Genomic DNA, 25,092 nt, shown 5'->3' with positions numbered 1-25,092 from the left:
CCAAACCGTCCATGATCGGCCCCCTGCTCCGGGTCGCGGCAAGCGCTGCCGCGGCCCGTTCGCTGCGCTCCGCGGCCCAGGAGGCGCTGAACCGCGCCCTCCTGACGGTCGGGGCGGCACTCGCGATCGGTATCAGCGCGATCTGCCTTTCCTTCTCCGCCTACGCGCTCATCGAGCGCCAGCTCGATCCCGCCAGTGCCTCGGCCATCGTCGGCGCATTCTGGGGCTTGCTGGGCCTGGGTTACTTCGTCGCCGCCCGTCGGCGCCGCAACTGAATGGGCGGCACCGAGGCGACGGGCGGCTTCACAGCCAACCGCTCGCTTACCGGGCGATCTTCCGACAACAACACCGAGAGCCAGCGCAGCGAGGGCAGGTGCGCCGCGACCGTGCTCACCAAGATGAGCAGCGGCACCGCAACGATCGCGCCCACAGCCCCCCACATCCAGCCGAGAAATGCGACGCCCGCAAAGACCGCCACGGTGTTCAGGGCGCATCGGCGGCTGACGAACACAGGCGTGATGAGCTGCGATTCGATGAAGTGAATGGCGGCCAGGATCAGCGGCGCCGCCAGCATGTGCATCAGGTCTTCGTAGGTGATCAACGCGACCAGGGCGACCAGACCGATGGCGACGGGCGGCCCCACGAACGGCACGAACGAGGCCAGCCCCATGAGTACGCCCCACAGCAGCGGATTGGGAAAGCCGAGTAGAGCGAGCACGATCGTCGAGGCCAGTGCCACCAGCGAATAGATCACCACCAGGGCGAACAGGTAGCTGCCGACCCGATCGTTGATGTCGCGCATCACGCGGGCCAGCCGGACGCGGACATGGAAGTCGAGGGGCACCCGCAGGATCTGGCGCTTGTGATCGTTTCTGTGCGCCAGAAGCATGAATGCGAGGACGGCCGCGTAGCCGATCTGCAGAAGCAGCGCCGGAGTCGTGCTCATGAGTTCGGAAAGCAGGCTCTTGTCTCGCACGACGACCCGCTCCGGCGGGGCCTTCTCGGTCGCCGCCTGCGACGGCTGGGCCTGCGTCGCCTGTTCCACGCGATCCGTGACCTGCTTCACGAAGGCCAGAGACTTGCGCAGGCCTTCGAGCTTCCGTTCCAGCGTGTAGGTCAGATAAGGCGCCTGCTCCGCCCAGCTCGTGAGCGCCGGCGTCGCGACCACCAGCAGGCCGGCCACGACGACCGCCAGCAAGGTTACGGAAGCGCCGGCTGCAGCAGTGGGCGGCAGGCGGAGGCGTTCCAGCTTTTTGGCGACGGGCGTCATGATGAGCGCGAGCACGATGGCCGCGGCGGTCGGGATGAGGAAGTCCCGCGCCAGATAGGCGATGACACCGACGGCGCAGATCGCGAGGACCATCAAAGGACGGCGGATGGCCGAGCCGCCTTGAACGTGGACGGTCGGCACGCGCAAGACTGGATCTTCGGCCACGGAACCTCGCTGACCGGCGATAACGGCGGCATGCCAGGGAGGTTCCAATCCGTTCCTCCCTGCGGGATGGACCGTTTGCGCGCCGGGGCGAGCGGGCCCTACGCTGAACGCCGCATGCCCACTTACGCCGACACCGTCCCCGTGATGGAGCGCCACCGTTTCGACGTGGACTCCCTCGACCGCTACTTTCGCGAGAGGCTGAAGGGCTATCGTGGCGGACTGGAAGTAAGGCAGTTCGATTCTGGCCATTCCAACCCGACCTTTTTCGTCGCCGCCGACATGGACGGGGGCCGTCGCGACTTCGTGTTGCGCAAGAAGCCGCCGGGCAAGCTGGTCGCCTCGGCACACCAGGTCGACCGCGAGTTCCGCGTGATCTCCGCCCTCGCCTCGACCGACGTGCCGGTCGCGCCGGCGCGGCTCCTCTGCGACGACGATTCCGTCATCGGCCAGATGTTCTACGTCATGGAGGCCGTGCCCGGCCGCATCCTCGTGAACCCGGCGATGCCGGACCAGACGCCGGCCGAGCGCGAGGCGATCTTCGATTCGATGAACGACGTGCTGGCCCGTCTGCACAAGGTCGATCCGGTGAAGGTCGGGCTCGGGGACTATGGCCGCAGCGGCCAGTACATCGCGCGCCAGATCTCGCGCTGGAGCCGCCAATATGCCGAGCTCAAGACCGAGGACATTCCGGCCATGGACAGGCTCTCCACCTGGCTACCGGAGAACATTCCCGACGACGGCGATCCCACCACCATCGTCCACGGTGACTATCGCCTCGGCAACCTGATCGTCCATCCGACCGAGCCGCGGGTCGTGGCCGTGCTCGACTGGGAACTGTCGACGCTCGGCCATCCCCTGTGCGACGTCGCCTACAATTGTCTCGGCTATCACCTGAAGGAGCCACCGCACGGCTTCGCCACGGTCGACTTCGCCAACCTCGGCCTGCCAACCGAAAAGGATTACATCGCCGCCTACTGCCGGCGCACCGGGCGCGATTCGATCCCCGACTGGAACTACTACCTTGCCTTCTCGCTGTTCCGACTCGCCGCCATCGCGCAGGGCGTCTACCGCCGCGGCCTGCAGGGCAACTCGTCCAACCCCGAATCGATCAAGATGAGCAAGTCCGCACGAGAACGGGCCGAACTCGCATGGAGTCTGGTGTCTTAAGAAGAAACGTCCAGGAGGAAACGAGAATGACAACGAAGAAGATCGGCCGCCGCACATCGATCCTGATGACCGGCGCGGCCCTTGCCACGCCGCTCGCACCCAGCGTCCGCGCCCAGCAGACCGGCCTGCCCGACAAGCCGCTGAAAATCCTGGTCGGCTTCCCGGCCGGCGGCGGCACCGACGTGATGGCGCGCATGCTCGCCGAGCCGCTGAAGCAGCGCACCGGCCGCAACGTCATCATCGACAACAAGGCCGGCGCCTCGGGCACCATCGCCATCGGCGACCTGAAGAGTGCCGGCACCGATGGCACGACCATCGCCTACGTGCCCTCCGCCACCATCGTCCAGAAGCTGACGATGCCGGCCGTGCCCTTCGATCCCATGACCGACATCGCACCGATCACGCTCGCCGGCACGGTGCAGACCGCCTTCTGCGTCTCGCCGACCATCGGCGTCAACAATCTCAAGGAATATGTCGAGTGGCTGAAGAAGAACCCGACGCGGGCCTCCTTCGGCACGACGGCGCTGGGCTCCTTCACCCATTTCTTCGGCGTCATGGCCGGCAAGGCGGTGGGAATCCCGCTCGAGCCCATTCCCTATCGCGGCGCCGCGCCGCTGGTCGCCGACCTGCAAGGCGGTCACATCGCGGCCGGCTGCGGCGGCATCACCGACTTCCTGGAGCACCATCGCGCCGGCAAGGTGAAGGTGATCTTCACCTCGGGCGTGAAGCCGACCACCTCTGCGCCTGAAATCCCGACCATCACCCAGCTTGGCTACCCGCAGCTCTCGATCCTGGGCTGGTACGTCTTCTTCGCCCCACCCAAGACACCCGCGCCGCTGATCGACGCCTGGGGCAAGGAACTGAAGGCTGTGCTGGCGATTCCCGAGATCCAGAAGAAGCTGGTCGAACTGGGTCTCGACGTCGAAACCTCCACGCCCGCTCAAGTCACCGAACGCATGACGACCGATCTCGCCCGCTGGAAGACGATCATCGACTCGATCGGCTATAAGCCGCAGGGCTGATCCACGGAGACGAGTGCATGCCGATCCTGAAACGGCCCGATGCCGAGATCCACTACGAGGTCCATGGCCAGGGCTTTCCCCTGTTGCTCTATGCGCCGGGTGGCTTGCGTTCGTCGATCGAGTTCTGGGGGCCGGCCGCCGACGGCACGCCGCGCGCCTGGATGGACCCGCGCGTGGCGCTCAGCGATCGGTTCACCGTCATCTCCATGGACCAGCGCAATGCCGGCAAGTCGGTGGCCGACGTTAAGCCCGACCATGGCTGGCACACCTTCGCCGCCGATCACCTGGCCCTCATCGACCATCTGGGCTTCGGGCGGTTCGCCGTGATGGGCGGCTGCATCGGCGGCAGCTACTGCTTCGAGGCGATCGAGCAGGCGCCCGACCGCGTCGCCGCCGCGGTCCTGCAGAATCCGATCGGCCTCTGGGAGAATCGCGACACCTGGGACGAGGCCGTGAAGGGCTACGGCGAGACGGTGCGGGCGCGCGATCCCTCGATCTCCGAGGCCACGATCAAGAGCTTCGGACAGAACATGTTCGAGCCAGACTTCGTCTTCTCCGTCACGCGCGACTTCGTGAAGAACTGCAGGACCCCCCTCCTGCTGCAGCCTGGCACGGACAAACCTCATCCCGCCCATACGAGCGACGAGATCGCCGCGCTCGCCCCCGACATCGAGGTCCAGAAGGATTGGCGCGCTCCGCATTTCCTGCCGGAATCGATCAATCGCGTCCGCGCATTTCTCGAGAAGCACACGGCATGACGACCAGGCTCACGATCCTCATTGCGATCCTGCTGACCGCGGCCTCCGCACTCGCCCCGACCGTCCGGGCCCAGGAAGTGTGGGGCGCCGTCGCGACCGACAACGAGCGTCTGTTCGGTGTTTCGGCAGGTATGGCGACACGCGAGGCCGCCGAAACGTCCGCCCTGGCCCAGTGCGGGCCGCTGGAATGCGCCATCCGGATGTCCGCGCCGCAACGCTGCATCGCCTACGCGCACAGCGACAACGGCCAGGCCTCGGGCTACGGCGCGGCTCCGACGAAGCAACACGCCGAGCAATCGGCCTGGAACGAGTGCAACGCGCGCGTCCCCAGCAACTCCTGCACGATCCGCGCCGCTCGCTGTTTCGAGTAATCCGACCCGATCGCTCCTACAGCACGATCTTCGAGTTCGCCAACAGCCACCGGCGAGCCTCGTGGATCGAGCGAAACACCTGGACGGGCCGCTCGTCGGAGGTGAGCGACATGAAAAGCCTGCCGAGTTCGCCCCGATTGCCGTCGGCCACGATCGCGAGCGGCCCGCGCGGCCGCTGGAGGGGTGCGGTACGCAGACGCTCCGCGATGCTCTCCAGTTCTTCCTTGCCGAGCGCCGACGTCGCCGACGTGATGTCGATGATCTTGCGATAGGGCAGCGTCCCGCTGTCGATCAGTTCCTTGACGAGCATCATCAGGTCCGCAAGCGTGATCTCGCCTCGGGCCACGGCAACGACCATGCGGTCCGGCGGAAAAATATCGAGCTTGAACGGCATGTTACCTGATCGCGAACGGCGCCATTCGCGATCCTACGTCAGCCGCGACTGAGGCGCGACGACGTCCCTTTGCATCGTCACGGCAGAAATATCGCCGATCTGTGCTCAAGTGGCCGTCATGGCATCGGCTGCTCTTCGAGCCATTTTCGCGCCGCGTGCAAGCTATGAAAAACCTTCACCGGACGCTCGGCGCCGGTCAACCGGGCGAATGTCTCGGCGTTGTCGGCAGCCTGGCCGGGACTGACGACGAAAGCGAGCGCACCACGCGGTCGCGAAACGGATTTGGACAGGACCAGATTGGCCATCAACTGGACGGCGGCATCGTCCAAAGGCGAAGTGGGCGAGGCGATGTCGATGATCTTGCGGTAATGCAACACGTCGCTGGCCAGGAATTGCTGGACGGCATCGCGGACGTCGTCGGCGGTGATCGTTCCCCTCACGACCGCGATGACGAGGCGGCTCGGGTGGAAGAAATCGACATGGATCGGCATCTAATTGCGGTTCAGGTTGCCCACATTCCACCGCAGGCGCGCGGCAGGTTGGGTGGCGATACCACGCCCGCCCGCAGCCGCAAACAGGAGTAGTCTCTTGGAGCAGACCGCCGTCATCGTCGTTGTGGCCCTCGCGGCCGGCGCCGCCCTCTATCTGTTCGGCCGCAACGTGTCCTCCCGGCAGCGCCTCATGCGTTCCATGGCGGCAGCGGCCGCCGGCGCCCTGGCCGCCGCCGGCGCGGTCTACGGTCTCCAGTTCCTGACGGGTGACGATACACAGATGGTCGACAATGCGATGATCGAAGCGCGCACGCTGCCGCTGGTCGGGCTCGTGCTGGTCGACGTGCCCGATGCCGAAGCGCGGCTGCGCGCGTCGCTCAAGGAAGAACTGCGCAATCCGACGACGCAGGGCGCGCCTCGCCCCCTCGTGCTGATGAGCGAGTTGCGCGCCAGGCACATCGTGCCGGCGCTGCGGGCCACCGACGCTGCCGACGCCGAGAGCGTGCTGGCGGCGCGCATCGCGCTGATGCGGCATCTCGCCGGCACGAACGTCACGGCCTGCCGTGAATTGGCGCTGATCGGCATCCAGCGGGCCGACCGGCTCGACGCCCAGGGCCAGAAGCTGATGCGCGACATGCTGATCGCCATGGAGAAGGCCTATCGCGCGGGCCGCGACGCCCTGAAGTCGGGCACCGCCCAACCGCCGGTGCCGAACGACACCGAGGCACGCACCCTTCTCGTCGAGGCCGGCCTGACCTCGTCCGATTTCGAGAAGTTGCAGAACCTGGCGAAACTGTCGAACGAGGAGGCGTGCGAGCTGGGCATTCGCCTGAACGGCGCGCCCTCGAAGCTGCCGCCGGACAGGGCGGGCGGCCTGGCCCGCTACCTCGCCGCGGCTCAGTAGAGTGAAGTTTCTCAGGCGACCAGCGGCGAGACCACGGCTTTCAGCACCGACGCGACATCCCGAGGTGACATTCGCACCTGCAGGCCACGCTGGCCGCCGTTGAGGAAGACCCGCTCGTGCGCCATCGTCTCGGCCTCGATGGCGGTGCGTACCAACTTCATCTGGCCGAACGGGCTGATGCCGCCCACCTTGTAGCCGGTCATCCGCTCGGCATCGGCCGGCTTCATCATCTCGGCCGACTTGGCCCCGAATGCCGCCGCCAGCCTCTTCATCGAGACTTCGCGGTCGGACGGCACGATCACGCAAGCCGGCTTGCCGTCGACCAGGGTCATCAGGGTCTTGAGCACGCGCTGCGGCTGCTCGCCCAGCGCCTCGGCCGCCTGCAGCCCGACCTTGTCGGCGTCGGGATCGTAGTCGTAGGTGTGGACCGTGAAGGCGACCTTCGCCTGTTCGAGTGCCTTCGTGGCGCGCGTAACCTTCGACATCCCTGCTCCGACCGCTTCATCCGGCCGGGCAGGATAGCGCAAGTTGCCGGGTCAGTTCCCCTTCAGGATTTTGGCCGTGGCGTCGGCGAAGACCTGGCAGCCCAGCACGATGTCGGCATCGTGGGTATTCTCGGTGAAGTGGTGCGAGATGCCGCCAATCGACGGCACGAACATCATGGCCGCCGGCATCTTCAGGCCGATCACCTGGGCATCGTGGCCCGCGCCCGACGGCATGCGCATATGCTTCTCTGAGGCATGCACGGCGGCCGATTCCTCGATCGCCTCGAGGAAACGCTCGTCCATCACCAGCGGCTGGGTGCGCGAGAGGTTCACGCACTCGACCTTGCACGGGCTGTTCTTCTGGTGATCGGCGACGATCTCCATCAGCTTGGCCTCGAAGGCCTGCAATACCTTGTAGTCGGCGTCACGGAACTGCAGGACCATTTCGGCCCGGCCCGGCACGATGGCCGGCGCGCCGGGCTCCAGCACCATCTTGCCGACGGTCCAGACGCTGCGCGGACCCGAGACGGCGGGGAACTTGTCCATCACGTCGTTGTAGAGCCGCATCATGGCGACCCCCGCATCCTTGCGGATCGGCATCGGCGTCGTGCCGGCATGGTTCTGGATGCCGCTGAAGGTCAGGCGAAACTGCATGATGCCGACGATCGCCGTCACGATGCCGATACGCTTCTCGTCGACCTCCAGCAAACCACCCTGCTCGATATGGGCTTCGAGATAGCCGCGGTACCGGCCCTCCTCCAGATGCTCGCGCGGCACGCCCTCGAGACCGGCCGCCTTCAGTGCCTCGCGCATCGGCGTGCCCTCGTCGCGATGCTTCGCCTTGTCGATGTCGGCCTCGGAGAAGATACCGATGAAGGACCGGCTGCCGGTCATCTGGCCCCAATGGCCTTCCTCGTCGGCCCAGGAGGCGACGTCGACGGCGAGATGCGCCGTCTCGGGGTCCTCGGCCAGCGCCCGCGCCACTTCGAGTCCGTAGATCACGCCCATGACGCCGTCGAGCCAGCCGCCGCGTGGCTGCGTGTCGGAGTGCGAGCCGATCAGGATGCGTGGGCCGGTCTTGGGGCTCTTGCCGATCACCGTGCCAATCCCGTCGATCACGGGCTCCAGCCCCGCTTCCTTCATCCGAGCCACGAGCCAATGCCGGCTCTCGACATCCTGGGGCGACAGATGCGGGCGATGCACGCCGGTCTGGTAGCGGCCGAAATCGGCGATACGCCGCAGGTCGCCGAGCAGTCGTTCACCGTTGATCGTGGGCATGTCGTCGCCTCAGTTCAAATGCGCCGCCACCCAGGCGGCAAGGGAAAGCATGCGGTCGTCGTGGTGGCGCAGGCCGACGAGCTGGACGCCAAGCGGCAGGCCGTTCGGGCCGGTACCCGCGGGCAGCGTTACGCAGGGCGTGCCGGCCAGCGTCCAGATCGAGTTGAAGACCGGATCACCGGTCGCGGCGAGACCCTTGGGCGCCTCGCCCGGTGCGCTGGGCGTCAACAGCAGGTCGACCTTGTCGAACAGGGAATCGACATGGGCCTTGAAGGCGGTGGCCTTGCGTTGGGCCGCGACGTAGCGTTCGAAGGAGACGGCGAGGCCGCGCTTCATCGGCCCGCTCATCAGCTCGTCGCTCACCTTGTCGGGATTGCGCAGCCGCTCGTCGGCATAGTTGCGCACGCTCTCGAAGCCGGTGATCGCGGCATGGTCGTCGATGATGTCGGTGAACTGCGGCGCAAAGTACACGTCGACCACCGAAGCGCCCTTGTCGGACAGCAGGGTCGCCGTCGCCTCGATCAGTGCCTTTGTCTCGGGCTCGGCCTGGTCCCAGACCGGCGAGCGGCAGACACCGATGCGCGGCCGGCCGATGTCGCGGTCGATGCGTACCGGCGGCATTTTCAGCACGGCGGCGCGGAACAGCGCGATGTCCTCGAGCGTGCGCGCCATCAGGCCCAGCGTATCGACCGAATGGCACTGCATCTTGATGCCGACGCGGTTGAAGTCACCGAAGGTCGGCTTGTAGCCCACGACGCCGCAATAGGCGGCGGGCCGGATCACCGAGCCACCGGTCTGCGTACCAAAGGCCAGCGGCACATGCCCATCGGCCACCGCCGCGGCCGAACCCGACGACGAGCCGCCCGGCGTGTGCGCGGGATTGTGCGGATTGGTCGTCGCGCCGGGGTGGCGGTTGGCGAATTCGGTCGTCACCGTCTTGCCCATGATGACGGCATTTTCGGTCCGGCAGAGCGCCACGCAGGCGGCATCGCCGAACGGCACCTTGCCTTCGAAAATCGGCGAGTTGTGGCCGGTCGGCATGTCGTAGGTGTCGATGATATCCTTAACGCCGACCGGGATGCCGCACAGCAGGCCACCGCTGGCTGCATCGGCGGCCCTGGCCTGCGCGATCGCCTGGTCGGGATCGAGATGGACCCAGGCCTTCACGACATCGTCGCGCTCGGCGATACGGTCGAGGCAGTCGCGCACCAACTTCTCGGAGGTAAGCGTGCCGGCCTCGATGGCGGCGACGGCTTCGACGGCGGTGATCGGCTTCATGACAGCACGCTCCGTGCCCAGGCCGCGATGTCGAGCAAGCCTGCATCCTCATGCTGGCGCCCGACAAGCTGGATGCCGACCGGCAGGCCGGTCGGGCCCATGGTCAACGGCAGGGTCACGCAGGGCATCCAGAGATAGGTCCAGAGAAGGTTGAAAGTGGCATCGCCCGTTCGTTCGAGTCCCGGAGGCGCCTCGCCCTTGGCCGGCGCCGTCAGGATGACGTCGATGTCGGAGAACAGAGAATCGACCGCCGCGCGGCCGGTCTCGCCGAGCTTTCGCGCGGCCACCCAGGTTTCGTAGTCGATCTTCGAACCGGCTTCGAGCTTGTCCTTCTTCAGGCTCTCGCTCAGCAGCCCGGGGAAGCGTCGCGCCTCGTCGGCATGGGCGCGCGGCCCGTCGAAGGCTGACAGTGTCTTCTGGCCTTCAGTCATGTCGCGCACCGGCGCGGGCAACTCGATCTCGCTCACCTGCGCGCCAGCCTTCGCGAAAGCCGCCGCGGCATCGTTCACGGCCTGGGTGCCTTCGGGCGACAGCTCGTGGCGATGATGTGTGAAAGCGACGGCAATCCTCGGCGGCCGGTCGATCTTTGCGATCGGCGTGAAGGGCAACGCCATCAGGGCCGCGCGAAACAGCGCGATGTCCTCGACGCTGCGGGCATAGGCGCCGATCGTGTCCAGCCACTCGGTATTGGCCTTCATGCCCGCCGGCGCGAAATGGCCATAGCTCGGCTTGTAGCCCACGACGCCGCAGAAGGCGGCGGGCCGGATGACCGAGCCACCGGTCTGCGTGCCGGTACCCAGCACGCTCTGGAAGTCCGCGACCGCCGCGGCCGAGCCCGACGAGGAGCCGCCCGGTGTATGCCCGGGATTGTGCGGATTCTTCGTAGGACCGGGGTGACGGTTGGCGAACTCCGTCGTCACGGTCTTGCCGAGCAGGATAGCGCCGGCCTCGCGCGCCAGCGCCACGGTGGCGGCGTCGGCCAGCGGCTGGTGCGTGCGGTAGATCGGCGAACCGTAGGTCGTCGGCTGGTCGAAGGAGTCGATGATGTCCTTCACACCCATCGGAATGCCGTGCAGCAGACCCTTTCGTGGTCCGCGATCGAGCATCCTGGCGGTTTCCAGGGCAGCCTCGCGCGCGAGATGCGACCAGGCGAGCACGTCGGCGTCGCGTTGGTCGATGCGGTCGAGATGCGCGCGCACGATCGCCTCGGCGGTTGCCCCTCCGGAGTCCAGTCGTTGCGCGAGTTCGGTAGCGGTAAGCGTGTTGAGCGCGGCCATGATCGCCAGCAAAACAGCAAGAAGCATGCCGCGTCCAGTACGCTTCGGGGTGGCTCGCCCGAGGATCTTCCATGGCTCGCTTCGTGCTTCGTAGAACGGAACCACGGAGGTTTCGTATGCTCACCCGTCGCGCCGCTCTACTCGCCGGCACCGCCCTTCCCTTCATCGGCGCAAGCTCGGCCAAAGCGCAACAACCCTCGACCCTACGCATCGCCATGACACTTGCCGACATCCCGGCGACCGACGGCGCGCCCGACCAGGGCACCGAAGGCATCCGCTTCATGGGCTACACGATGTACGACCCGCTGGTCGCCTGGGACCTGTCGTCCGCGACGGCACCGGCGAAGCTGGTGCCCGGTCTGGCGACCAAGTGGTACCAGGACCCGGCCGACCCCACGAAGTGGATCTTCGAGCTGCGTCAGGGCGTGAAGTTCCACGACGGATCGGACTTCAACGCCGACGCGGTGATCTTCAGCATCGACCGCGCTCTCAACGACAAGTCGGCGGTCTTCGATCGCGTCGGACGCAGCGTGCTGCTGGCGGCGCTCTGGCCGCTGGTCGGCTACCGCAAGATCGACGACTACAAGGTCGAGCTGCAGACCAAGGGCGTCGACACGATCATGCCGTCGCTGCTCAACCGGTTCCCGATCTCGAGTCCGGCCAATTTCGAGAAGGTGGGCCGCGACTGGCAGGCCTATCGCAAGTCGCCCTCGGGCACGGGCCCGTGGAAGATGAAGTCGTGGACACCGCGCGAGCGCGCCGAGCTGGAGCGCAACAACGACTACTGGGACAAGGCGCGCCTTCCAAAGAGCGAGCGCATGGTGCTGCTGCCGATCCCCGACGTCTCCACTCGCACCGCCGCCCTCCTGTCGGGCCGGGTCGACTGGATCGAGGCACCCGCGCCCGACTCGCTCGACAAGCTGCGCGCCGCCGGCTGCAAGATCGAGACGAACGCCATCCCGCACATGTGGCCCTATACGCTCAGCATGCTGCCGGGTGCGCCGACCGCCGACATCCGCGTGCGCAAGGCGCTGAACCTCGCGGTCGATCGCGACGCCATGGTGAAGCTCCTGAACGGGCTCGCCGCGCCGGCCGTCGGCTGCGTGCCGGCCGACCATCCGTGGTTCGGCAACCCGACCTTCAAGATCCGCTACGATCCGGCGGAGGCGAAGAAGCTGCTGGCCGAGGCCGGCTACGGGCCGCAGAAAAAGCTCAAGCTGAAGGTCGCGATCTCGACGTCCGGCTCAGGCCAGATGTATCCGCTGATCATGAACGAGTTCATCCAGCAGCAGTTCGCCGAGGTGGGCGTCGATCTCGAGTTCCAGGTGATGGACTGGAACGCGCTGCTGAACTTCATGCGCCAGGGCGCCAAGGCCCCCGAGGCCGCCGCGTTCAGCGCCATCAACGTGAGCTGGAACACGATGGACCCGCACAATGCCTTCATGCGCTTCGTCGACAGCCAGCAGGTTCCGCCCAGGGGCTCGAACTGGGGCTACATCAACGATCCGGAGTTCGACAAGCTCGCCGCCGAGGCGCGCAGCACGGCGGACCCGGCGGAACTCGACAAGGTGCTGGCGAAGATCAACACGCGCATGGTCGACCAGGCGGTGTTCGTCTGGTTCGTCCACGACGTCTGGCCGAACGCGATCTCGTCCAAGGTGAAGGGCTACGTCCACCCCAAGAGCTGGTACGTCGACTTCTCGCCGGTAACCGTGGGCTGACCGGCTCCGTCAGCGCGGCTTGCCAGCTTGTAGAGCCTCCCAGACACGCGCGGGCGTGGCAGGCATTTCCAGCCGCTCGACGCCCGCGTGCCGTAGCGCGTCGAGAATTGCGGCCATCACGGTCTGAGGTGCGCCGATGCAGCCGGCCTGGCCGGAGCCCTTGACACCCAGCGGATTGGCGGCGGTCGGTCGCTCGACCAATTCGATGTCGAAGAACGGCAGATCGGTCGCGCGCGGCAGCGCGTAATCCATCAGCGAGCCGGTGAGCAGCTGGCCTGAGTCCGGATCGTAGACCGTGTGCTCCAGCATCGCCTGGCCAATGCCTTGTGCAAGCCCGCCCTGTACCTGGCCCTCGGTCAGCATGGGGTTGATCAGGCGGCCATAGTCGTCGACCGCGATGTAGCTCAGCAGCTCCGTTGCACCGGTCTCCGGATCGATCTCGACCTCGGCAACATGACAGCCGTTGGGGAAAGTGAAGACGTCGGTGACGTTCAGCACATGCTCGCCCAGGCCGGGCGACATGCCGTCCGGAAGATTGGCGGCATCACCCGCACTGGTGGCAAGCGTCGCGAGGTCGATGACGCGATCGCTGCCACGCACCGTGAAACGCCCCCGCTCATAGTCGATCTCCTGCTCGTTCGCCTGCAGGAGATGCGCGGCGAGCCGTCGTGCTTTTGCCAGCGCTGCGTCCATCGCCTTGACCAATGCCGCGCCGCCCATGTGCATCGAGCGCGCGCCGCCATGGCCGGCACCGGTTTTCACCGCGCGCGTATCGGCCTGGACGTAACGGAAGGTCTCGATCGGCAGGCCGAGATGCTTCGAGGCAATCTGCGCGAAGGACGTCTCGTGCCCCTGCCCGTTCGACTCGGTACCGACCGCGATCATTACGCTGCCGTCCGGCTCGAACCGCACCTCCGCGCCTTCGTTGGGCGCGCCCCGCGAGGTTTCGAGGAAGCAGGCGACGCCGAGGCCACGCAGACGTCCTCGTGCGCGAGCATTGGCGCGCCGGGCTTCGAAGCCCGGTGCCCGCGCCACGGCGGCATCGAGATTGGCCACGAAGTCACCGGAGTCGATCGCCATGCCCATCGCGGTCCTGTACGGGAACGAGGCGATCAGGTTCTGCCGCCGCAGATCGGCCGGATCGCGGCCCAGTGCGCGTGCCGCCGCCTCGATGGCACGCTCGACGATGTAGTTCGCCTCGGGCTTGCCGGCGCCGCGATAGGCATCGACCGGCGTCGTGTTGGTAAGCGCCCCGCGCACGTCGACCGCGATCGCGGGAATGTCATAGACCCCGCCCTGCGCCGTCGAGGCGGCGACCACCGAGGCGCCGGGCCCGTTGCCCGACAGGTAGGCGCCGAGATTTGCGACCATCGCCACGTCGAGCGCCAGGATGCGTCCCGCCTCATCGAGCGCGATCCGTGCCGTCGCCTCGATGTCGCGGCCCTGCGCGCCCATCACGAAATCCTCGGCGCGATCGGCCAGCCAGCGCACCGGGCGCTTGAGGCGCCGCGCCGCCCACAGAAGCAGGATCCATTCGGGATAAAGGAAGTTCTTCATCCCGAACCCGCCGCCGACATCCGGCGCATGAAGCTGGATGCGCTCGGGCGCCACCTTGAAGATGAATTCGGCGAGCTGGCGGCGGATGCCGTGCAGCCCCTGCCCCGTCAGTTCAAGGTCCATGGTATCCGTCGCCGGGTCGTAACGTGCGATGCCGGCACGCGGCTCCAGCGGAACCACGATGACACGGTTGTTGGTCACGTCGACGTCGACGATGTGCGCGGCGCTCTTCATTGCCTGGGCGACGGCAGCGTGGTCGCCGCGCTGCACATGGTAGGCGAGATTGCCCGGCGCCTCGTCCCACAGCACCGGCGCCCCCTCGGCCAGTGCCGTGCGGCCGTGGCTTACCGACGGCATTGGCTCGTAGTCGATCTCGATCCGCTCCGCCGCCTCGCGCGCGATCTCCGCACTGTCGGCCACGACGAAGCACACCGGATCGCCGACATGACGCACGCGGCCCGTCGCCAGCGCCGGTCGCGGCGGCACGATCATCGGCTTGACCGCGGCCAGGCAAGGCATGTGGCCCAAACCGTCCGCCGCCAGATCGTCCGCCGTCGCGACGAGATGCACGCCCGGCATCGAGGCCGCGGACGATACGTCGATCGAACGGATCAGGGCATGGGCATGCGGCGAGCGCAGGACATGACCGTGGAGCGCGGCGGGCTCGCCGATATCCTCGACATAGCGGCCGTGACCGGTGAGGAAACGCGCATCCTCGAGGCGGCGTATCGATCTTGCGTCCCGGCTTCCATCCGCCACGTCGTTTCTCCCGAACCGTTCGTTGGCGGCGAGCATACACCATTGACGGGCCTCTACGACGGGCGGAGGCTCCCGCCACCCGTCAGACCCAACAGCACTTCGGAGGATATCAATGATCGATCTGCACTATTGGCCGACACCCAACGGCAAGAAGGTCACCATCCTGCTGGAGGAATGCGGCCTGCCCTACAAGGTCGTGCCGGTAAACATCGGACAGGGCGACCAGTTCACGGACGCCTTCCTGGAGATGAATCCCAACCATCGCATGCCGGTGATGGTCGACAACGCTCCGGCCGATGGCGGCAAGCCACTGGTCGTGTTCGAGTCCGGCGCGATCATGATGTACGTCGCCGAGAAGGCCGGGAAGTTCTATCCGCAAGACCTGCGGACCAGGCACGAAGTAAACCAGTGGCTGATCTGGCAGATGGCCAACCAGGGCCCGAAGAGCGGCGAATGCGGGCACTTCCGCCGGGTCGACCAAGCCAAGGAAGGCGATCAGAAGTACGCCATCACGCGCTTCACCGACGAGGTGAACCGCCTCTACGGCGTGCTGAACAACCGCCTCTACAAGCACAAGTACCTGGCGGGCGACCAGTACACGATCGCGGACATGATCTGTTATCCGTGGACGGTGAACTGGAAATTCCAGGGGCAGGACATCGAGGAGTTCCCCTACTTCAAGCGCTGGTTCGAGGAACTGGGTGCGCGTCCCGCCGTCCAGAAGGGCATGGCGGTCGGCGCCGACTTCTCTGTCGATCGCGAGAAGCTGCCGCCCGAGGAGCAGGAGCGCATTCGCAAGATGCTCTATAATCAACGCGCCCGGCCGGTTCGTGTCGCCTAGCTAAAGACGCTGTTCGCTGGAGAGGGGTGGCGCCACCTCCTCCAGCGACTTGCACTCCGCCGCGACGCCGAGCTTCAGGGTGACCAGCGATGCCGTCAGCATCAGCACGGCGCCGAGCATATAGCCCCACATGATCTCGCCGGAGCTGCCGCCGGCGATCAGCACGCCGAACAGCCACGGCCCGCCGACGCCGCCGAACAGGGTGCCGAAGGCGTAGAAGAGCGCAATGGTGAGTGCGCGGATCTCCAGCGGGAAGCACTCGCCCACCGTGAGATAGGCGGCACTGGCCGCCGCCGAGGCGAAGAAGAAGACGACGCTCCACATCGCCGTCTGCGTCGTGGCATCGAGATGGCCGGCATGGAACATCCAGCCCGTCACCGCCAGCAGTACGCCCGAGATCGCGTAGGTGGCCGTGATCATGTGCCGGCGCCCCAGCGTGTCGAACAGCGGCCCGAGTAGCAGCGGGCCCAGAAAATTGCCGATCGCGAAAGGCAGGATGTAGAGCCCGACCTTGTCGCCCGGCACGTTGTAGAACCTGGTGAGGATCAGCGCGTAGGTGAAAAAGATCGCGTTGTAGACGAAGGCCTGCGAGGCCATCAGCACCAGGCCGAGGGTCGTGCGGCTGCGATAGTGCTTGAGCAGGGTCCGCGCGACGGAGACCATCGTCGTCTTGTGCGGATCGCCGAGCGTCAGCCACTGCGTCACCGGCGCCAGCTTCTTGCCCGTGTCGGCCTCCACCCGCGCCTCGATTTCCTCGACGACACCCTCCGCCTCGCGCGGCTTGCCGTGGATCATCAACCAGCGCGGGCTTTCCGGCAGATAGCGACGCAGGAAGAGGATCATCAAGCCAAGCACCGCGCCGGAGCCGAAGGCCACCCGCCAGCCCATGTCGGGATCGAGCACGTTGGGATCGAGCAACCAGACCGACAGCAGCGCGCCGCCGGCCGCGCCGATCCAGAAGCTGCCGTTGATCGCGAGATCGATGCGGCCGCGCAGCCGCGCCGGGATCAATTCCTGGATCGCCGAGTTGATGGCGGAGTATTCGCCGCCGATGCCGGCGCCCGTCAGGAAGCGAAAGAACAGGAAGCTGTAGAAATCCCATGAGAAGGCCGTCGCCGCCGTCGCGACCAGATAGACGCCCAGCGTCACGTTGAAGAGCTTCTTGCGGCCCAGCCGATCCGTGAGATGCCCGAAGAACAGCGAGCCCAGCACCGCGCCCGCAAGATAGGCGCTGCCGGTCAGGCCGACCTGTTCGGCCGTAAGCTGCAGGCGCGGGCTGGTCTGCAGTGCCGCTGCCACCGAGCCCGCCAGCGTCACCTCCAGCCCGTCGAGAATCCAGGTGATGCCCAGCGCAACGACGACCAGCCGGTGGAAACGGCTCCACGGCAGGCGGTCGAGGCGAGCGGGAACGTCGGTCTGCACAGGCGGTGCAACGCAACGCCCCGTCGAAGGTTCAAATCCCTTGCGACCGTCACCACCGCAAGGCTGGGTTGCCGCGCCGGAGCTGGCGACCGTGATGGTCGCCGCTTAAAGTAGCGGCATGACCGACAATACTATGGCAGCCGGTGCCGCGCCCGTCTCTGCCCCCGCGGCTCCGGCTCCTTCGGCCTCCGCCAACAACACGACCTTCGCCGTCATTCTCTCCCTGAGCTTCTGCCATCTGCTCAACGACATGATGCAGTCGCTGGTGCCGGCGCTGTATCCGATCCTCAAGGACTCATACGAGCTGTCATTCGGTCAGATCGGCTTCATCACGCTGGCCTTCCAGTGCACGGCGTCGATGCTGCAGCCGGTGGTCGGCATGTACACCGACAAGAAGCCCCAGCCCTATTCCCTGATGGTCGGCATGGGTTTCACCCTGGTCGGCCTCCTGTTGATGTCGCAGGCGAATTCATACCCGCTGATCCTGCTCGCCGCGGCACTGATCGGAATGGGCTCGTCGGTGTTCCATCCCGAAGCCTCGCGGGTCGCGCGCATGGCGGCCGGCGGCCGCTACGGCCTCGCCCAGTCGCTGTTCCAGGTCGGCGGCAATATGGGCTCCGCAGCCGGTCCGCTGCTCGCGGCCTTCATCGTCGTGCCGGCCGGTCAGCAAAGCATCGTCTGGTTCTCGGCGGCCGCGCTCGTCGCGATGATCGTGCTGTTCCAGGTCGGTCACTGGTACAAAGCCAACCGTACCAGCCAGAAGCCGGGATCACGCAAGGCCGCCGCCGCGGCAGGGCACGTGACCTTGTCGAAGGGCCGCGTCGGCATTGCCGTGGCGATCCTGGTGGCGCTGCTCTTTTCCAAGAACGTCTACAGCGCCAGCCTCGGCTCCTACTTCACCTTCTACCTGATCCAGAAGTTCGGCGTGGAGGTGCAGACCGCGCAGCTCTTTCTGTTCGCTTTCCTGGTTGGCATCGTGGTCGGCACGATCCTGGGCGGCGTCGTCGGCGACAGGCTCGGCCGCATCCCCGTGATGTGGTTCTCGATCCTGGGGGCCCTGCCCTTCGCGTTGATGCTGCCCTACGCCAACCTGTTCTGGACTGGGATCCTGGCGGTCGCGGTGGCGATCATCATGGCCTCGGCCTTCTCCGCGATCCTGGTCTATGCGCAGGAACTCCTGCCCGGCCGGGTCGGCCTGGTGGCCGGCATGTTCTTCGGCGTGTCGTTCGGCCTGGGTGGCCTGGGCGCCGCCGCGCTGGGCGAGATCGCCGACCATGCCGGCATCGAGGCCGTCTACAAGGTAACACCGTTCCTGCTGCTGCTCGGCCTGCTCACGGCCTTCCTGCCCAAGCACCCGAGCGCGCCGAAGCTGCCGGCCTGATCGGACCCCGATCAGCCAATGCCGGCCGTAGCGATGCGGCCGGCTTCGGCGATCACCGCACTGCGCGCCTCATCGGAAATCGTCGAGCCCGTGTAGTAGGCCGTGATGAAGACCGGCGCACGGCCCGGTGGCCAGGCGACGGCGATATCGTTGGCGCTGCCGTGACCGCCGGTACCGGTCTTGTCGCCAACCCGCCAACCGGCCGGCACGCCGGCCCTCAGCCGCCTGTCCCCCGTCTTGTTCGCGACCAACCAGCCGATCAACCGATCGCGCGACGCAGCCGACAGGACATCGCCCGCAACGAGCTTCTGCATCGTGCCCAGCATGGCCAGCGGCGAGGTCGTGTCGCGCGGATCGCCCGGCGTGCCCTCGTTCAATTCGGTCTCGATCCGGTCGAGCCGCGTCACCGGATCACCCAGTCCGCGCACGAAGGCGGTCAGCCCCACCGGGCCGCCGAAGCTCGCGAGCATCAGGTTGCCCGCCGTGTTGTCGCTGAGAGTTACGGCAGCCGCGCAGATCGCATCCACCGTCATGCCACCCGGTCCCACATGGTCCTTGGTCGCGGGCGAGTAAGGCACGAGATCGCTGTCGGCGAAGAAGACGCGGCGATCGAGCTTTTCTTCGCCGCGATCCACGCGAGCCAGCATCAAGGCAGCGGCCAGGAACTTGAAGGTGCTGCACATCGGGAAACGCTCGTCGCCGCGATGGACGGACCGCCGGCCGGTTGCCGTGTCGAGCAGGGCCACGCCGAGACGGCCGCCGTTGCGCCGCTCGAGGTCGCGAAGCGCCGACTGAGCGTCATCGGCGAAAGCCGGAAGGGACAGTAGAGGCGCAGCCAGCAGTGTGCGGCGGGCGATCGAAACGGGCACGGGCTCCTCCTCGGTGGCTCCGTCGCGTGGCTATGGAGTGAATGTGGCGGCATGCTGGCGTGTCGCTTGCGTGCCGTTGCGCTAAAGTGGTGACCGGATTCGCCCCGCGGTCGAGTTCCGCGCTATGCCGCAGCAAAGCCCAGGAGACGGCATGACCCTCGGAATGTCCATCGCGACCTTTACGGTCGTCCACGTCGTCATCAGCCTGATCGCCATCGGTGCGGGTGTCGTCGCCTGCGCCCGGATGCTCAAAGGACGGCGGCTCGATTCATGGAATTCGGTGTTCCTCCTCTTCACGGTGCTGACCACGGTGACCGGCTTCCTCTTTCCCATCAACGTGTTCACTCCCGCGATCGGTGTCGGGATCGTGTCGTCGGTCGCCCTCGCGATCGCGCTGGTGGCGCTCCATGTCGGCCGGCTCGCCGGTGCGTGGCGATGGATCTATGTCGCGAGCGCCCTGTTCGCCTTCTATCTCAACGTCTTCGTCCTGGTCGTGCAGTCCTTCCAGAAGATCGGAATCCTGAACAGGTTCGCGCCGACCGGCTCTGAGCCGCCTTTCGCCGTGGCGCAGGGCATCGTACTGCTGGGCTTCATCCTGCTGGGCTTCCTGGCGCTGAGACGCTTCCGTCCAAACTGAACAATCGAGGAATCGCATGAAGGATTTTGCGGGCAGGATTGCCGTCATCACCGGCGGCGGCACGGGCATGGGTCGCGAGCTGGCGCGGCAACTCGCGGCCGAGGGCTGCAGCATCGCGCTGGGTGACGTGTCGAGTGGCGCAATGGCCGAGACCAAGCGGCTCTGCGAGGCAGCCGGGCTCAATCAGGGCCAGCGCATCACCACGCATGTCGCCGACGTGGCCGACGAACCGCAAGTGGTGCGCTTCCGTGACGAGCTCGCCGAGCAGCACGAGACCGATCGCATCCATCTCCTGTTCAACAATGCCGGCATCGGTGGCGGTGGCAGCTTCCTCGTCAATGCGCGCGACGAATGGGAGCGCACGTTCAACATCTGCTGGGGTGGCGTCTATCTTTGCACGCGAACCCTCATGCCCATGCTGCTGCGCGCCGATGCCGGCCATATCGTCAATACGTCGAGCGTGAACGGCTTCTGGGCCTACATCGCCCCCAACATCCCGCAGACCGCCTATGCCGCCGCCAAGTTCGCCGTGAAGGGCTTCACGGAGGCGCTCATCACCGACCTGCGCCTCAACGCCCCCCATATCAAATGCTCGGTGGTGATGCCCGGCCATATCGGCACGTCGATCATCGCCAACTCGCGCAAGCTGCAGAGCGGCAACCAGACCGACGAGATCACGCCGCACGAGGTCGGGCTGGCGCGCGCCCGCATTTCCTCGATGGGCATCGATGCGACCAGGCTCTCGGACGATGATGTCCGCAAGATGATCGCCGAACGGGCGCGGCGCTTTCTCGAGGACGCGCCGACCACTGCCGCCGAGGCTGCGACGATCATCCTCGACGGCGTGCGCAACGAGCGCTGGCGCATCCTGGTCGGCCGCGATGCCGAGCGTATCGACAGCCTCGTGCGCGAGACACCCGAGCAGGCTTACGAGACTGAGTTCTTCGAAGCCTTCGCGAAGGAGACCGGATGGGTGGTCGGCGGACGCTGACGCGCCGCCGCACGCCGGCCGGTCATGTCACGGCCTGGCAACGTCCTGACGGCCGGGCACGCGTCCGGAACTGAGCGGCGGCACCTGCTGCTGCTCGGCATCGCGCGGCTCCAGGCTGAAGAGGTCGCGATCGATTGACGTCGGGCGCTGGTTGGCGACATCGCGGCGATCGTACAGGAACATGCGGCGCGCATTGGCAGGCGGCAGGCGCGTCGCGTCGGCGAGGCTGCGGGGGCCCTGCAGGACGATGTCGTACCGGTCGGGATCCGTCGGCGACAGGCTGACGTAGCAAACGGCGCGATAGCGCCCACCCTGATTGACCGCCACTTCGAAGGTCGGCCCGAGGATCTCGGGCAGCGCAACGCCGGCCGCGCGCAGATCGTCATAGAGCTTGTCGACCTCTTCGCGGGTCCGCATGACCGACCAGGTGGCGAGTTGATCGGCGAGCCGTCCCCTGGCCTTGGCGGCATTCAGTCCGTCCTGGACGCGCTCCAGCATGTACTGGCGAACCTGCGGGCTGGCGATCGGCCCGACGATCATTGACGACACCGGTGCCGGCGCAGGCAGCGAGTTGTTGCAGACGTTCGCCGCCTGGTGGGACATCGGAAGCGACGGCCGCTCGAGTCCGATCGGGCAGAGGTTGAGCTCCAGGAATTCCCCGATCGTCTCGAGGTACTGGTATTCCTCGACCGGGCGCGCCATCAGGTTGGCCACAAAGGTCGGCGGCAGTCCCAGATCGGCGGCATACCGGATCAGCATCGCCGCACCGCCGCGCGCATCGGCAAAGCCTTGCAGCCGGCTCGCCACCGGATCGTCGTGGGTCTGTTCCCGCAATTCGCTGCGGTCGAGGAAGAAGTTGTGGAAGGCGACCTTGCCGCCCACTTCGACGTTGCAATCGTGCGGGTAAGCAGCGGCGGCGCGAACCGCGGTGCCTCCGAGCAGCGCGAGGGCACAGGCCGACAGGCAGAGGTCCTGCTTGCGGACGACCGCGACGACCTTGTAGCTCTTCAGGAGCTGGCCGATCTTGATCCCTTCCGAGAGGCTTCCGCCCAAGCTGCTCAGCTCGATCGTCGCCAGCGGGACGTTCGCGCTCGCGGGCGCCACGGCCTGCAGCCTTACAAGGATATCGCGCAACCTCTCGGCGTCCCCCGTCTCGATCGTGCCGGTCAGCCGCAATGTCGGCGTCTCGGGGGTCTTGGTCCGGGCGTGGAAGCCAGCCGGCGATGCGGTCGACGCGACGGGCTTGATGGTGGCGGCGAACGCTTCCGAGGGAATCGCGATCGATACGATCCCGAGGATCCCCAGCACCAGAAAGGCCGCAAGCTTCCGCATACTCGTCTCGCTATCGCGATGCCGACTCATCGTCGAGCATCTAATGCACTGTTCGCGCCACTGTGAACGTTAGTGAGCATGACGCGTAAACTTCGTGTCAGAAAATCGATTCAAATCGTTAAATCGGGCAGCAACTGCGTCCCAAAGCGCCCCTCCTGAAGGCAGAAACCAGGTCCACGGTTGCACCAAAAAGCCACATTTACGAGAAAGGCCCCGATCACCGCGATGAACGGCGATCGAGGCCTTCGGCGATAGCATCCCACCCGTCAAGCGGCGAGAGCACAATCGTTTCGATCGTTTCCCGTCGGCCGTGCAGTGCGGCCGAATGCGAGATCAAGCCTTCAGGTTGACCGCCGCTTCCTTGCCGCGCTCGACCTGAACGTCGTACGTGACCTTCTGGCCTTCATTCAGACCATTGAGGCCAGCGCGCTCGACTGCGCTGATATGTACGAACACATCCTTGCCGCCCGAGTCGGGCTGGATGAAGCCGTATCCTTTGGTGGCATTGAACCACTTGACGGTACCTGAAGCCATTTTCGTGTCCTTCATTTCCGGCGCGAGAGAACCGAGCCACCGACACGATAGCAAGATTTCGCCCCTTCTGACCATCGCCCGTCGACGGCCCGAAAACGGACCATAAAATAGTCACGAAGGGGCGAACAACAGGCCTGTGCTGCCTTCAGGCCCCCACTATTCGGGGGTAGGGCGTTCCGGGCGCCGGACCATGCCGGCACGTTCCAGCCGGTACAATTGCGCAGGGAAAGGTCTGAATCTCGTTCCCCGGATCATCGCGCCGGGGGCGTGAAGCCTTTGCTGCGGATCTTCTTCTCCAGGATGGCGATTCCGGCCGCGGTATCGCCCTTGTTGCACTTGTTGATGCCCTCCATGATGTCGAAGTCGGGTCGAGTGCCTCCGTTACCGCCCGCGTCCCCAAGATAGCGAGTGGCGTAGTCGCCGAGCTTCTTGCAGTAGGCCGCGTCGTCGCTCTGGGCGGCCGCCTCGCTCGCGACACACGCCAACAGAACGAGCGGAAGAGTCAGTCTCGTCATCGGATCGTTTTCGCCCCCTTGTTGATTGCCGCCACACCGGCCGACGCACCCGGTGTAAACTCTCGGCCCAGAGCCACACAAGGCCGCATCGCGGCGACGGAGGATCGCTTGAAGACCTACCAGCATTTCATCGCCGGTGAATACGTGGACCCGATCGGCGGCAAGTGGATCGACAGCATGGACCCCTATCGCGGCGAGGTCTGGGCCCGGATTCCCCAGGGCTGCGCCCGCGACGTCGACCGTGCCGTCGCGGTCGCGTCGCTCGCCCTCCGCGAAGGGCCGTGGGCGACCCTGTCGGCGTCCAGTCGCGGAAAGCTGATGCTCAGGCTCGCCGACCTGATCGCGGCCAACGCTCAGCGGCTCGCGGAGATCGAGGTGCGCGACAACGGCAAGCTGCTCTCGGAGATGCTGGGACAGGTCAACTACAATCCCGAATGGTGGCGCTACTTCGGCGGCCTCGCCGACAAGATCCAGGGTGCCGTCGTGCCGATCGACAAGCCCAACCACTTTGCCTTCACCCGGCACGAGCCGGTCGGCGTCGTGGCGGCGCTCACCGCCTGGAATTCGCCACTGCTGTTCATCGCCTGGAAATGCGCCGCAGCCCTCGCCGCCGGCTGCACCGTGGTGGTGAAGCCGTCGGAGTTCGCGTCTGCATCCACGCTCGAATTCGCGGCCCTGACCAAGGAAGCCGGCTTCCCCGACGGCGTGTTCAACGTCGTCACCGGCTACGGCCAGGAGGCTGGCGCGGCCCTCGTCGACCATCCGGGTGTCTCGAAGATCACCTTCACCGGCTCCGACAGCACCGGCGCGAAAATCTATGCGCAGGCCGCCAAGACGCTGAAGCGCGTGTCGCTCGAACTGGGCGGCAAGTCCCCCAACATCGTGTTCGAGGATTGCGACCTCGGCGCTGCCGCGTCGGGCGCGATCTCCGGCATCTTCGCCGCCACCGGCCAGACCTGTATCGCGGGCTCGCGCCTGCTGGTGCAGAACTCGATCCGCGAGGAATTCAGCCAGCGCGTCGCCGAGCTGGGCCGCTCGGCGCGCAAGGGCGACCCGATGCTGCCGGACACCAACATCGGCCCGGTCACGACCGCGCCGCAGTACCGCAAGATCCTCGACTATATGGAGATCGCCAAGGCCGAGGGCGCGCGCTGCATTCTGGGCGGCGGCGCGGCCAGCGACATGCCGGGCGGACAGTTCGTCGAGCCGACCATCTTCGTCGACGTGCGGCCCGACATGCGAATCGCGCGGGAAGAAGTGTTCGGTCCTGTCCTTTCCATCATCGGCTTCGACACCGAGGAGGAAGCGGTGCGACTGGCCAACGACACGATCTACGGGTTGGCGGCCGGCGTCTGGACCAAGGACATGAACCGGGCGCTGCGCATGACCGCCGCACTCAAGGCCGGCACCGTCTGGGTCAACACCTACCGGGCCATCAGCTACATGATGCCCTTCGGTGGCATGAAGCATTCCGGAATCGGCCGGGAAAGCGGCATGGACGCGATCCACGAGTATCTCGAGACCAAGAGTGTCTGGATCTCGACGGCGGAGGGTTCACCCGCCAACCCGTTCGTGATGCGCTAGGCCGCCAAGGAACTACGCCAGGCCGTTTTTCAGACGGAGGACAGCCTGGCGGGCGAGCTCATCGAGACCCTCCCCGCCCTTCGCCAAAT

The 25,092-nt window shown here is 66.3% G+C and carries 25 protein-coding genes; 12 read left to right on the top strand and 13 right to left on the bottom strand.

All coding sequences use genetic code 11. The features are described 5' to 3' along the window. Positions 1 to 11: 11 nt before the first annotated feature. The gene (locus KQ910_RS18575) at positions 12 to 275 is read left to right on the top strand and encodes a hypothetical protein (protein ID WP_216964105.1); all 264 of its coding nucleotides are present in this window, start codon (positions 12 to 14) and stop codon (positions 273 to 275) included. Here the strand turns inward: KQ910_RS18575 and KQ910_RS18570 are convergent. Then, a complete protein-coding gene (locus tag KQ910_RS18570) occupies positions 242 to 1,411 on the bottom strand; it encodes an AI-2E family transporter (RefSeq protein ID WP_369408429.1) in 1,170 nt (389 codons plus the stop codon). The two genes, KQ910_RS18575 and KQ910_RS18570, sit on opposite strands and share 34 nt — an antisense overlap. Before the next feature lie 138 nt (positions 1,412 to 1,549). On the opposite strand from KQ910_RS18570, the gene KQ910_RS18565 reads away from it, so the two are divergent. The 4 genes from KQ910_RS18565 to KQ910_RS18550 are packed head-to-tail and all read left to right on the top strand — an operon-like array spanning position 1,550 to position 4,753. Next, positions 1,550 to 2,602 carry a phosphotransferase gene (locus tag KQ910_RS18565; RefSeq protein WP_216964101.1) on the top strand — a complete coding sequence of 351 codons (1,053 nt, stop codon included), beginning with the start codon at positions 1,550 to 1,552 and terminating at the stop codon, positions 2,600 to 2,602. Between the two features lie 26 nt (positions 2,603 to 2,628). Further along, complete coding sequence (locus KQ910_RS18560; RefSeq protein ID WP_216964099.1) at positions 2,629 to 3,624, top strand: Bug family tripartite tricarboxylate transporter substrate binding protein; 996 nt, start codon at positions 2,629 to 2,631, stop codon at positions 3,622 to 3,624. A 17-nt stretch (positions 3,625 to 3,641) separates the two neighbouring features. After that, complete coding sequence (locus KQ910_RS18555; RefSeq protein ID WP_216964098.1) at positions 3,642 to 4,382, top strand: alpha/beta fold hydrolase; 741 nt, start codon at positions 3,642 to 3,644, stop codon at positions 4,380 to 4,382. Then, positions 4,379 to 4,753, top strand: a complete 375-nt coding sequence (locus KQ910_RS18550) for a DUF4189 domain-containing protein (protein ID WP_216964097.1) — start codon at positions 4,379 to 4,381, stop codon at positions 4,751 to 4,753. The genes KQ910_RS18555 and KQ910_RS18550 overlap by 4 nt, the downstream gene beginning before the upstream one ends. Before the next feature lie 16 nt (positions 4,754 to 4,769). Here the strand turns inward: KQ910_RS18550 and KQ910_RS18545 are convergent, their stop codons facing one another. Both KQ910_RS18545 and KQ910_RS18540 read right to left on the bottom strand, forming a co-directional pair. After that, positions 4,770 to 5,147: a hypothetical protein gene (locus KQ910_RS18545; protein WP_216964096.1), complete on the bottom strand. Its 378-nt coding sequence runs from the start codon at positions 5,145 to 5,147 to the stop codon at positions 4,770 to 4,772. A gap of 116 nt (positions 5,148 to 5,263) precedes the next feature. Then, entirely contained in the window at positions 5,264 to 5,638 is a 375-nt protein-coding gene (locus tag KQ910_RS18540; RefSeq protein WP_216964095.1) for an STAS/SEC14 domain-containing protein, read from the bottom strand. 97 nt (positions 5,639 to 5,735) lie between these two features. Between KQ910_RS18540 and KQ910_RS18535 the strand changes: the two genes are divergently transcribed. Beyond that, positions 5,736 to 6,542 (top strand): hypothetical protein, encoded by an 807-nt coding sequence (locus tag KQ910_RS18535; protein WP_216964094.1) that lies wholly within the window; start codon positions 5,736 to 5,738, stop codon positions 6,540 to 6,542. Between the two features lie 11 nt (positions 6,543 to 6,553). Here KQ910_RS18535 and ybaK read toward each other — a convergent pair whose 3' ends face one another. The 4 genes from ybaK to KQ910_RS18515 are packed head-to-tail and all read right to left on the bottom strand — an operon-like array spanning position 6,554 to position 10,887. Next, positions 6,554 to 7,027, bottom strand: coding sequence for a Cys-tRNA(Pro) deacylase (gene ybaK, locus KQ910_RS18530; protein WP_216964093.1), 474 nt, complete (start codon positions 7,025 to 7,027; stop codon positions 6,554 to 6,556). A 51-nt stretch (positions 7,028 to 7,078) separates the two neighbouring features. Continuing rightward, positions 7,079 to 8,305: a hydantoinase/carbamoylase family amidase gene (locus KQ910_RS18525; RefSeq protein WP_216964091.1), complete on the bottom strand. Its 1,227-nt coding sequence runs from the start codon at positions 8,303 to 8,305 to the stop codon at positions 7,079 to 7,081. Between the two features lie 9 nt (positions 8,306 to 8,314). Next, positions 8,315 to 9,583, bottom strand: coding sequence for an amidase (locus KQ910_RS18520; RefSeq protein WP_216964089.1), 1,269 nt, complete (start codon positions 9,581 to 9,583; stop codon positions 8,315 to 8,317). After that, positions 9,580 to 10,887: an amidase gene (locus KQ910_RS18515; protein ID WP_229600815.1), complete on the bottom strand. Its 1,308-nt coding sequence runs from the start codon at positions 10,885 to 10,887 to the stop codon at positions 9,580 to 9,582. Before KQ910_RS18515 ends, KQ910_RS18520 begins: the two co-directional genes overlap by 4 nt. 89 nt (positions 10,888 to 10,976) lie before the next feature. Here KQ910_RS18515 and KQ910_RS18510 point away from each other — a divergent pair, with 89 nt between their 5' ends. Further along, entirely contained in the window at positions 10,977 to 12,581 is a 1,605-nt protein-coding gene (locus tag KQ910_RS18510; protein ID WP_216964087.1) for an ABC transporter substrate-binding protein, read from the top strand. Positions 12,582 to 12,590: 9 nt separating this feature from the next. Here the strand turns inward: KQ910_RS18510 and KQ910_RS18505 are convergent, their stop codons facing one another. After that, positions 12,591 to 14,897, bottom strand: coding sequence for a xanthine dehydrogenase family protein molybdopterin-binding subunit (locus KQ910_RS18505; protein WP_216964085.1), 2,307 nt, complete (start codon positions 14,895 to 14,897; stop codon positions 12,591 to 12,593). Between the two features lie 112 nt (positions 14,898 to 15,009). Between KQ910_RS18505 and KQ910_RS18500 the strand changes: the two genes are divergently transcribed. Then, on the top strand, positions 15,010 to 15,738 hold the full coding sequence (locus tag KQ910_RS18500; protein ID WP_216964083.1) for a glutathione S-transferase N-terminal domain-containing protein: 729 nt from the start codon (positions 15,010 to 15,012) through the stop codon (positions 15,736 to 15,738). On the opposite strand, the gene KQ910_RS18495 is transcribed toward KQ910_RS18500, so the two are convergent. Beyond that, the gene (locus tag KQ910_RS18495; RefSeq protein ID WP_216964082.1) at positions 15,739 to 17,160 is read right to left on the bottom strand and encodes an MFS transporter; all 1,422 of its coding nucleotides are present in this window, start codon (positions 17,158 to 17,160) and stop codon (positions 15,739 to 15,741) included. Between the two features lie 118 nt (positions 17,161 to 17,278). Here KQ910_RS18495 and KQ910_RS18490 point away from each other — a divergent pair, with 118 nt between their 5' ends. Continuing rightward, a complete protein-coding gene (locus KQ910_RS18490) occupies positions 17,279 to 18,541 on the top strand; it encodes an MFS transporter (RefSeq protein ID WP_216964081.1) in 1,263 nt (420 codons plus the stop codon). Positions 18,542 to 18,552: 11 nt separating this feature from the next. On the opposite strand, the gene bla is transcribed toward KQ910_RS18490, so the two are convergent. Continuing rightward, positions 18,553 to 19,410 (bottom strand): class A beta-lactamase, encoded by an 858-nt coding sequence (gene bla, locus KQ910_RS18485; RefSeq protein WP_216964080.1) that lies wholly within the window; start codon positions 19,408 to 19,410, stop codon positions 18,553 to 18,555. A 151-nt stretch (positions 19,411 to 19,561) separates the two neighbouring features. Here bla and KQ910_RS18480 point away from each other — a divergent pair, with 151 nt between their 5' ends. Then, positions 19,562 to 20,047 (top strand): hypothetical protein, encoded by a 486-nt coding sequence (locus KQ910_RS18480; protein ID WP_216964079.1) that lies wholly within the window; start codon positions 19,562 to 19,564, stop codon positions 20,045 to 20,047. A gap of 16 nt (positions 20,048 to 20,063) precedes the next feature. Further along, positions 20,064 to 21,038: an SDR family oxidoreductase gene (locus KQ910_RS18475; RefSeq protein WP_216964078.1), complete on the top strand. Its 975-nt coding sequence runs from the start codon at positions 20,064 to 20,066 to the stop codon at positions 21,036 to 21,038. Between the two features lie 27 nt (positions 21,039 to 21,065). Here KQ910_RS18475 and KQ910_RS18470 read toward each other — a convergent pair whose 3' ends face one another. The 3 genes from KQ910_RS18470 to KQ910_RS18460 all read right to left on the bottom strand — a co-directional run bounded on the left by KQ910_RS18470 (position 21,066) and on the right by KQ910_RS18460 (position 23,419). After that, positions 21,066 to 22,370, bottom strand: coding sequence for a hypothetical protein (locus tag KQ910_RS18470; RefSeq protein WP_216964077.1), 1,305 nt, complete (start codon positions 22,368 to 22,370; stop codon positions 21,066 to 21,068). A gap of 333 nt (positions 22,371 to 22,703) precedes the next feature. Beyond that, complete coding sequence (locus KQ910_RS18465) at positions 22,704 to 22,904, bottom strand: cold-shock protein (RefSeq protein ID WP_068192421.1); 201 nt, start codon at positions 22,902 to 22,904, stop codon at positions 22,704 to 22,706. Between the two features lie 251 nt (positions 22,905 to 23,155). Then, complete coding sequence (locus KQ910_RS18460) at positions 23,156 to 23,419, bottom strand: hypothetical protein (RefSeq protein ID WP_216964075.1); 264 nt, start codon at positions 23,417 to 23,419, stop codon at positions 23,156 to 23,158. 108 nt (positions 23,420 to 23,527) lie between these two features. On the opposite strand from KQ910_RS18460, the gene KQ910_RS18455 reads away from it, so the two are divergent. Further along, positions 23,528 to 25,003 (top strand): aldehyde dehydrogenase, encoded by a 1,476-nt coding sequence (locus KQ910_RS18455; RefSeq protein ID WP_216964073.1) that lies wholly within the window; start codon positions 23,528 to 23,530, stop codon positions 25,001 to 25,003. Positions 25,004 to 25,092: the final 89 nt, after the last annotated feature.

Source organism: Reyranella humidisoli (assembly GCF_019039055.1).
Taxonomy (GTDB): Bacteria; Pseudomonadota; Alphaproteobacteria; order Reyranellales; family Reyranellaceae; genus Reyranella; species Reyranella humidisoli.
This window is presented reverse-complemented; position numbering and strand designations above follow the sequence as displayed.

Bases quoted from the DNA above. Each gene is read 5' to 3' on its own strand.
- KQ910_RS18475 (WP_216964078.1), top strand. From the start codon at position 20,064: ATGAAGGATTTTGCGGGCAGGATTGCCGTCATCACCGGCGGCGGCACG.
- KQ910_RS18525 (WP_216964091.1), bottom strand. From the start codon at position 8,305: ATGCCCACGATCAACGGTGAACGACTGCTCGGCGACCTGCGGCGTATC.
- KQ910_RS18515 (WP_229600815.1), bottom strand. From the start codon at position 10,887: ATGCTTCTTGCTGTTTTGCTGGCGATCATGGCCGCGCTCAACACGCTT.
- KQ910_RS18550 (WP_216964097.1), top strand. From the start codon at position 4,379: ATGACGACCAGGCTCACGATCCTCATTGCGATCCTGCTGACCGCGGCC.
- KQ910_RS18540 (WP_216964095.1), bottom strand. From the start codon at position 5,638: ATGCCGATCCATGTCGATTTCTTCCACCCGAGCCGCCTCGTCATCGCG.
- KQ910_RS18480 (WP_216964079.1), top strand. From the start codon at position 19,562: ATGACCCTCGGAATGTCCATCGCGACCTTTACGGTCGTCCACGTCGTC.
- KQ910_RS18575 (WP_216964105.1), top strand. From the start codon at position 12: ATGATCGGCCCCCTGCTCCGGGTCGCGGCAAGCGCTGCCGCGGCCCGT.
- KQ910_RS18545 (WP_216964096.1), bottom strand. From the start codon at position 5,147: ATGCCGTTCAAGCTCGATATTTTTCCGCCGGACCGCATGGTCGTTGCC.
- KQ910_RS18520 (WP_216964089.1), bottom strand. From the start codon at position 9,583: ATGAAGCCGATCACCGCCGTCGAAGCCGTCGCCGCCATCGAGGCCGGC.
- KQ910_RS18500 (WP_216964083.1), top strand. From the start codon at position 15,010: ATGATCGATCTGCACTATTGGCCGACACCCAACGGCAAGAAGGTCACC.
- KQ910_RS18555 (WP_216964098.1), top strand. From the start codon at position 3,642: ATGCCGATCCTGAAACGGCCCGATGCCGAGATCCACTACGAGGTCCAT.
- KQ910_RS18510 (WP_216964087.1), top strand. From the start codon at position 10,977: ATGCTCACCCGTCGCGCCGCTCTACTCGCCGGCACCGCCCTTCCCTTC.
- KQ910_RS18490 (WP_216964081.1), top strand. From the start codon at position 17,279: ATGACCGACAATACTATGGCAGCCGGTGCCGCGCCCGTCTCTGCCCCC.
- KQ910_RS18560 (WP_216964099.1), top strand. From the start codon at position 2,629: ATGACAACGAAGAAGATCGGCCGCCGCACATCGATCCTGATGACCGGC.
- KQ910_RS18470 (WP_216964077.1), bottom strand. From the start codon at position 22,370: ATGCGGAAGCTTGCGGCCTTTCTGGTGCTGGGGATCCTCGGGATCGTA.
- KQ910_RS18565 (WP_216964101.1), top strand. From the start codon at position 1,550: ATGCCCACTTACGCCGACACCGTCCCCGTGATGGAGCGCCACCGTTTC.
- KQ910_RS18460 (WP_216964075.1), bottom strand. From the start codon at position 23,419: ATGACGAGACTGACTCTTCCGCTCGTTCTGTTGGCGTGTGTCGCGAGC.
- KQ910_RS18465 (WP_068192421.1), bottom strand. From the start codon at position 22,904: ATGGCTTCAGGTACCGTCAAGTGGTTCAATGCCACCAAAGGATACGGC.
- ybaK (WP_216964093.1), bottom strand. From the start codon at position 7,027: ATGTCGAAGGTTACGCGCGCCACGAAGGCACTCGAACAGGCGAAGGTC.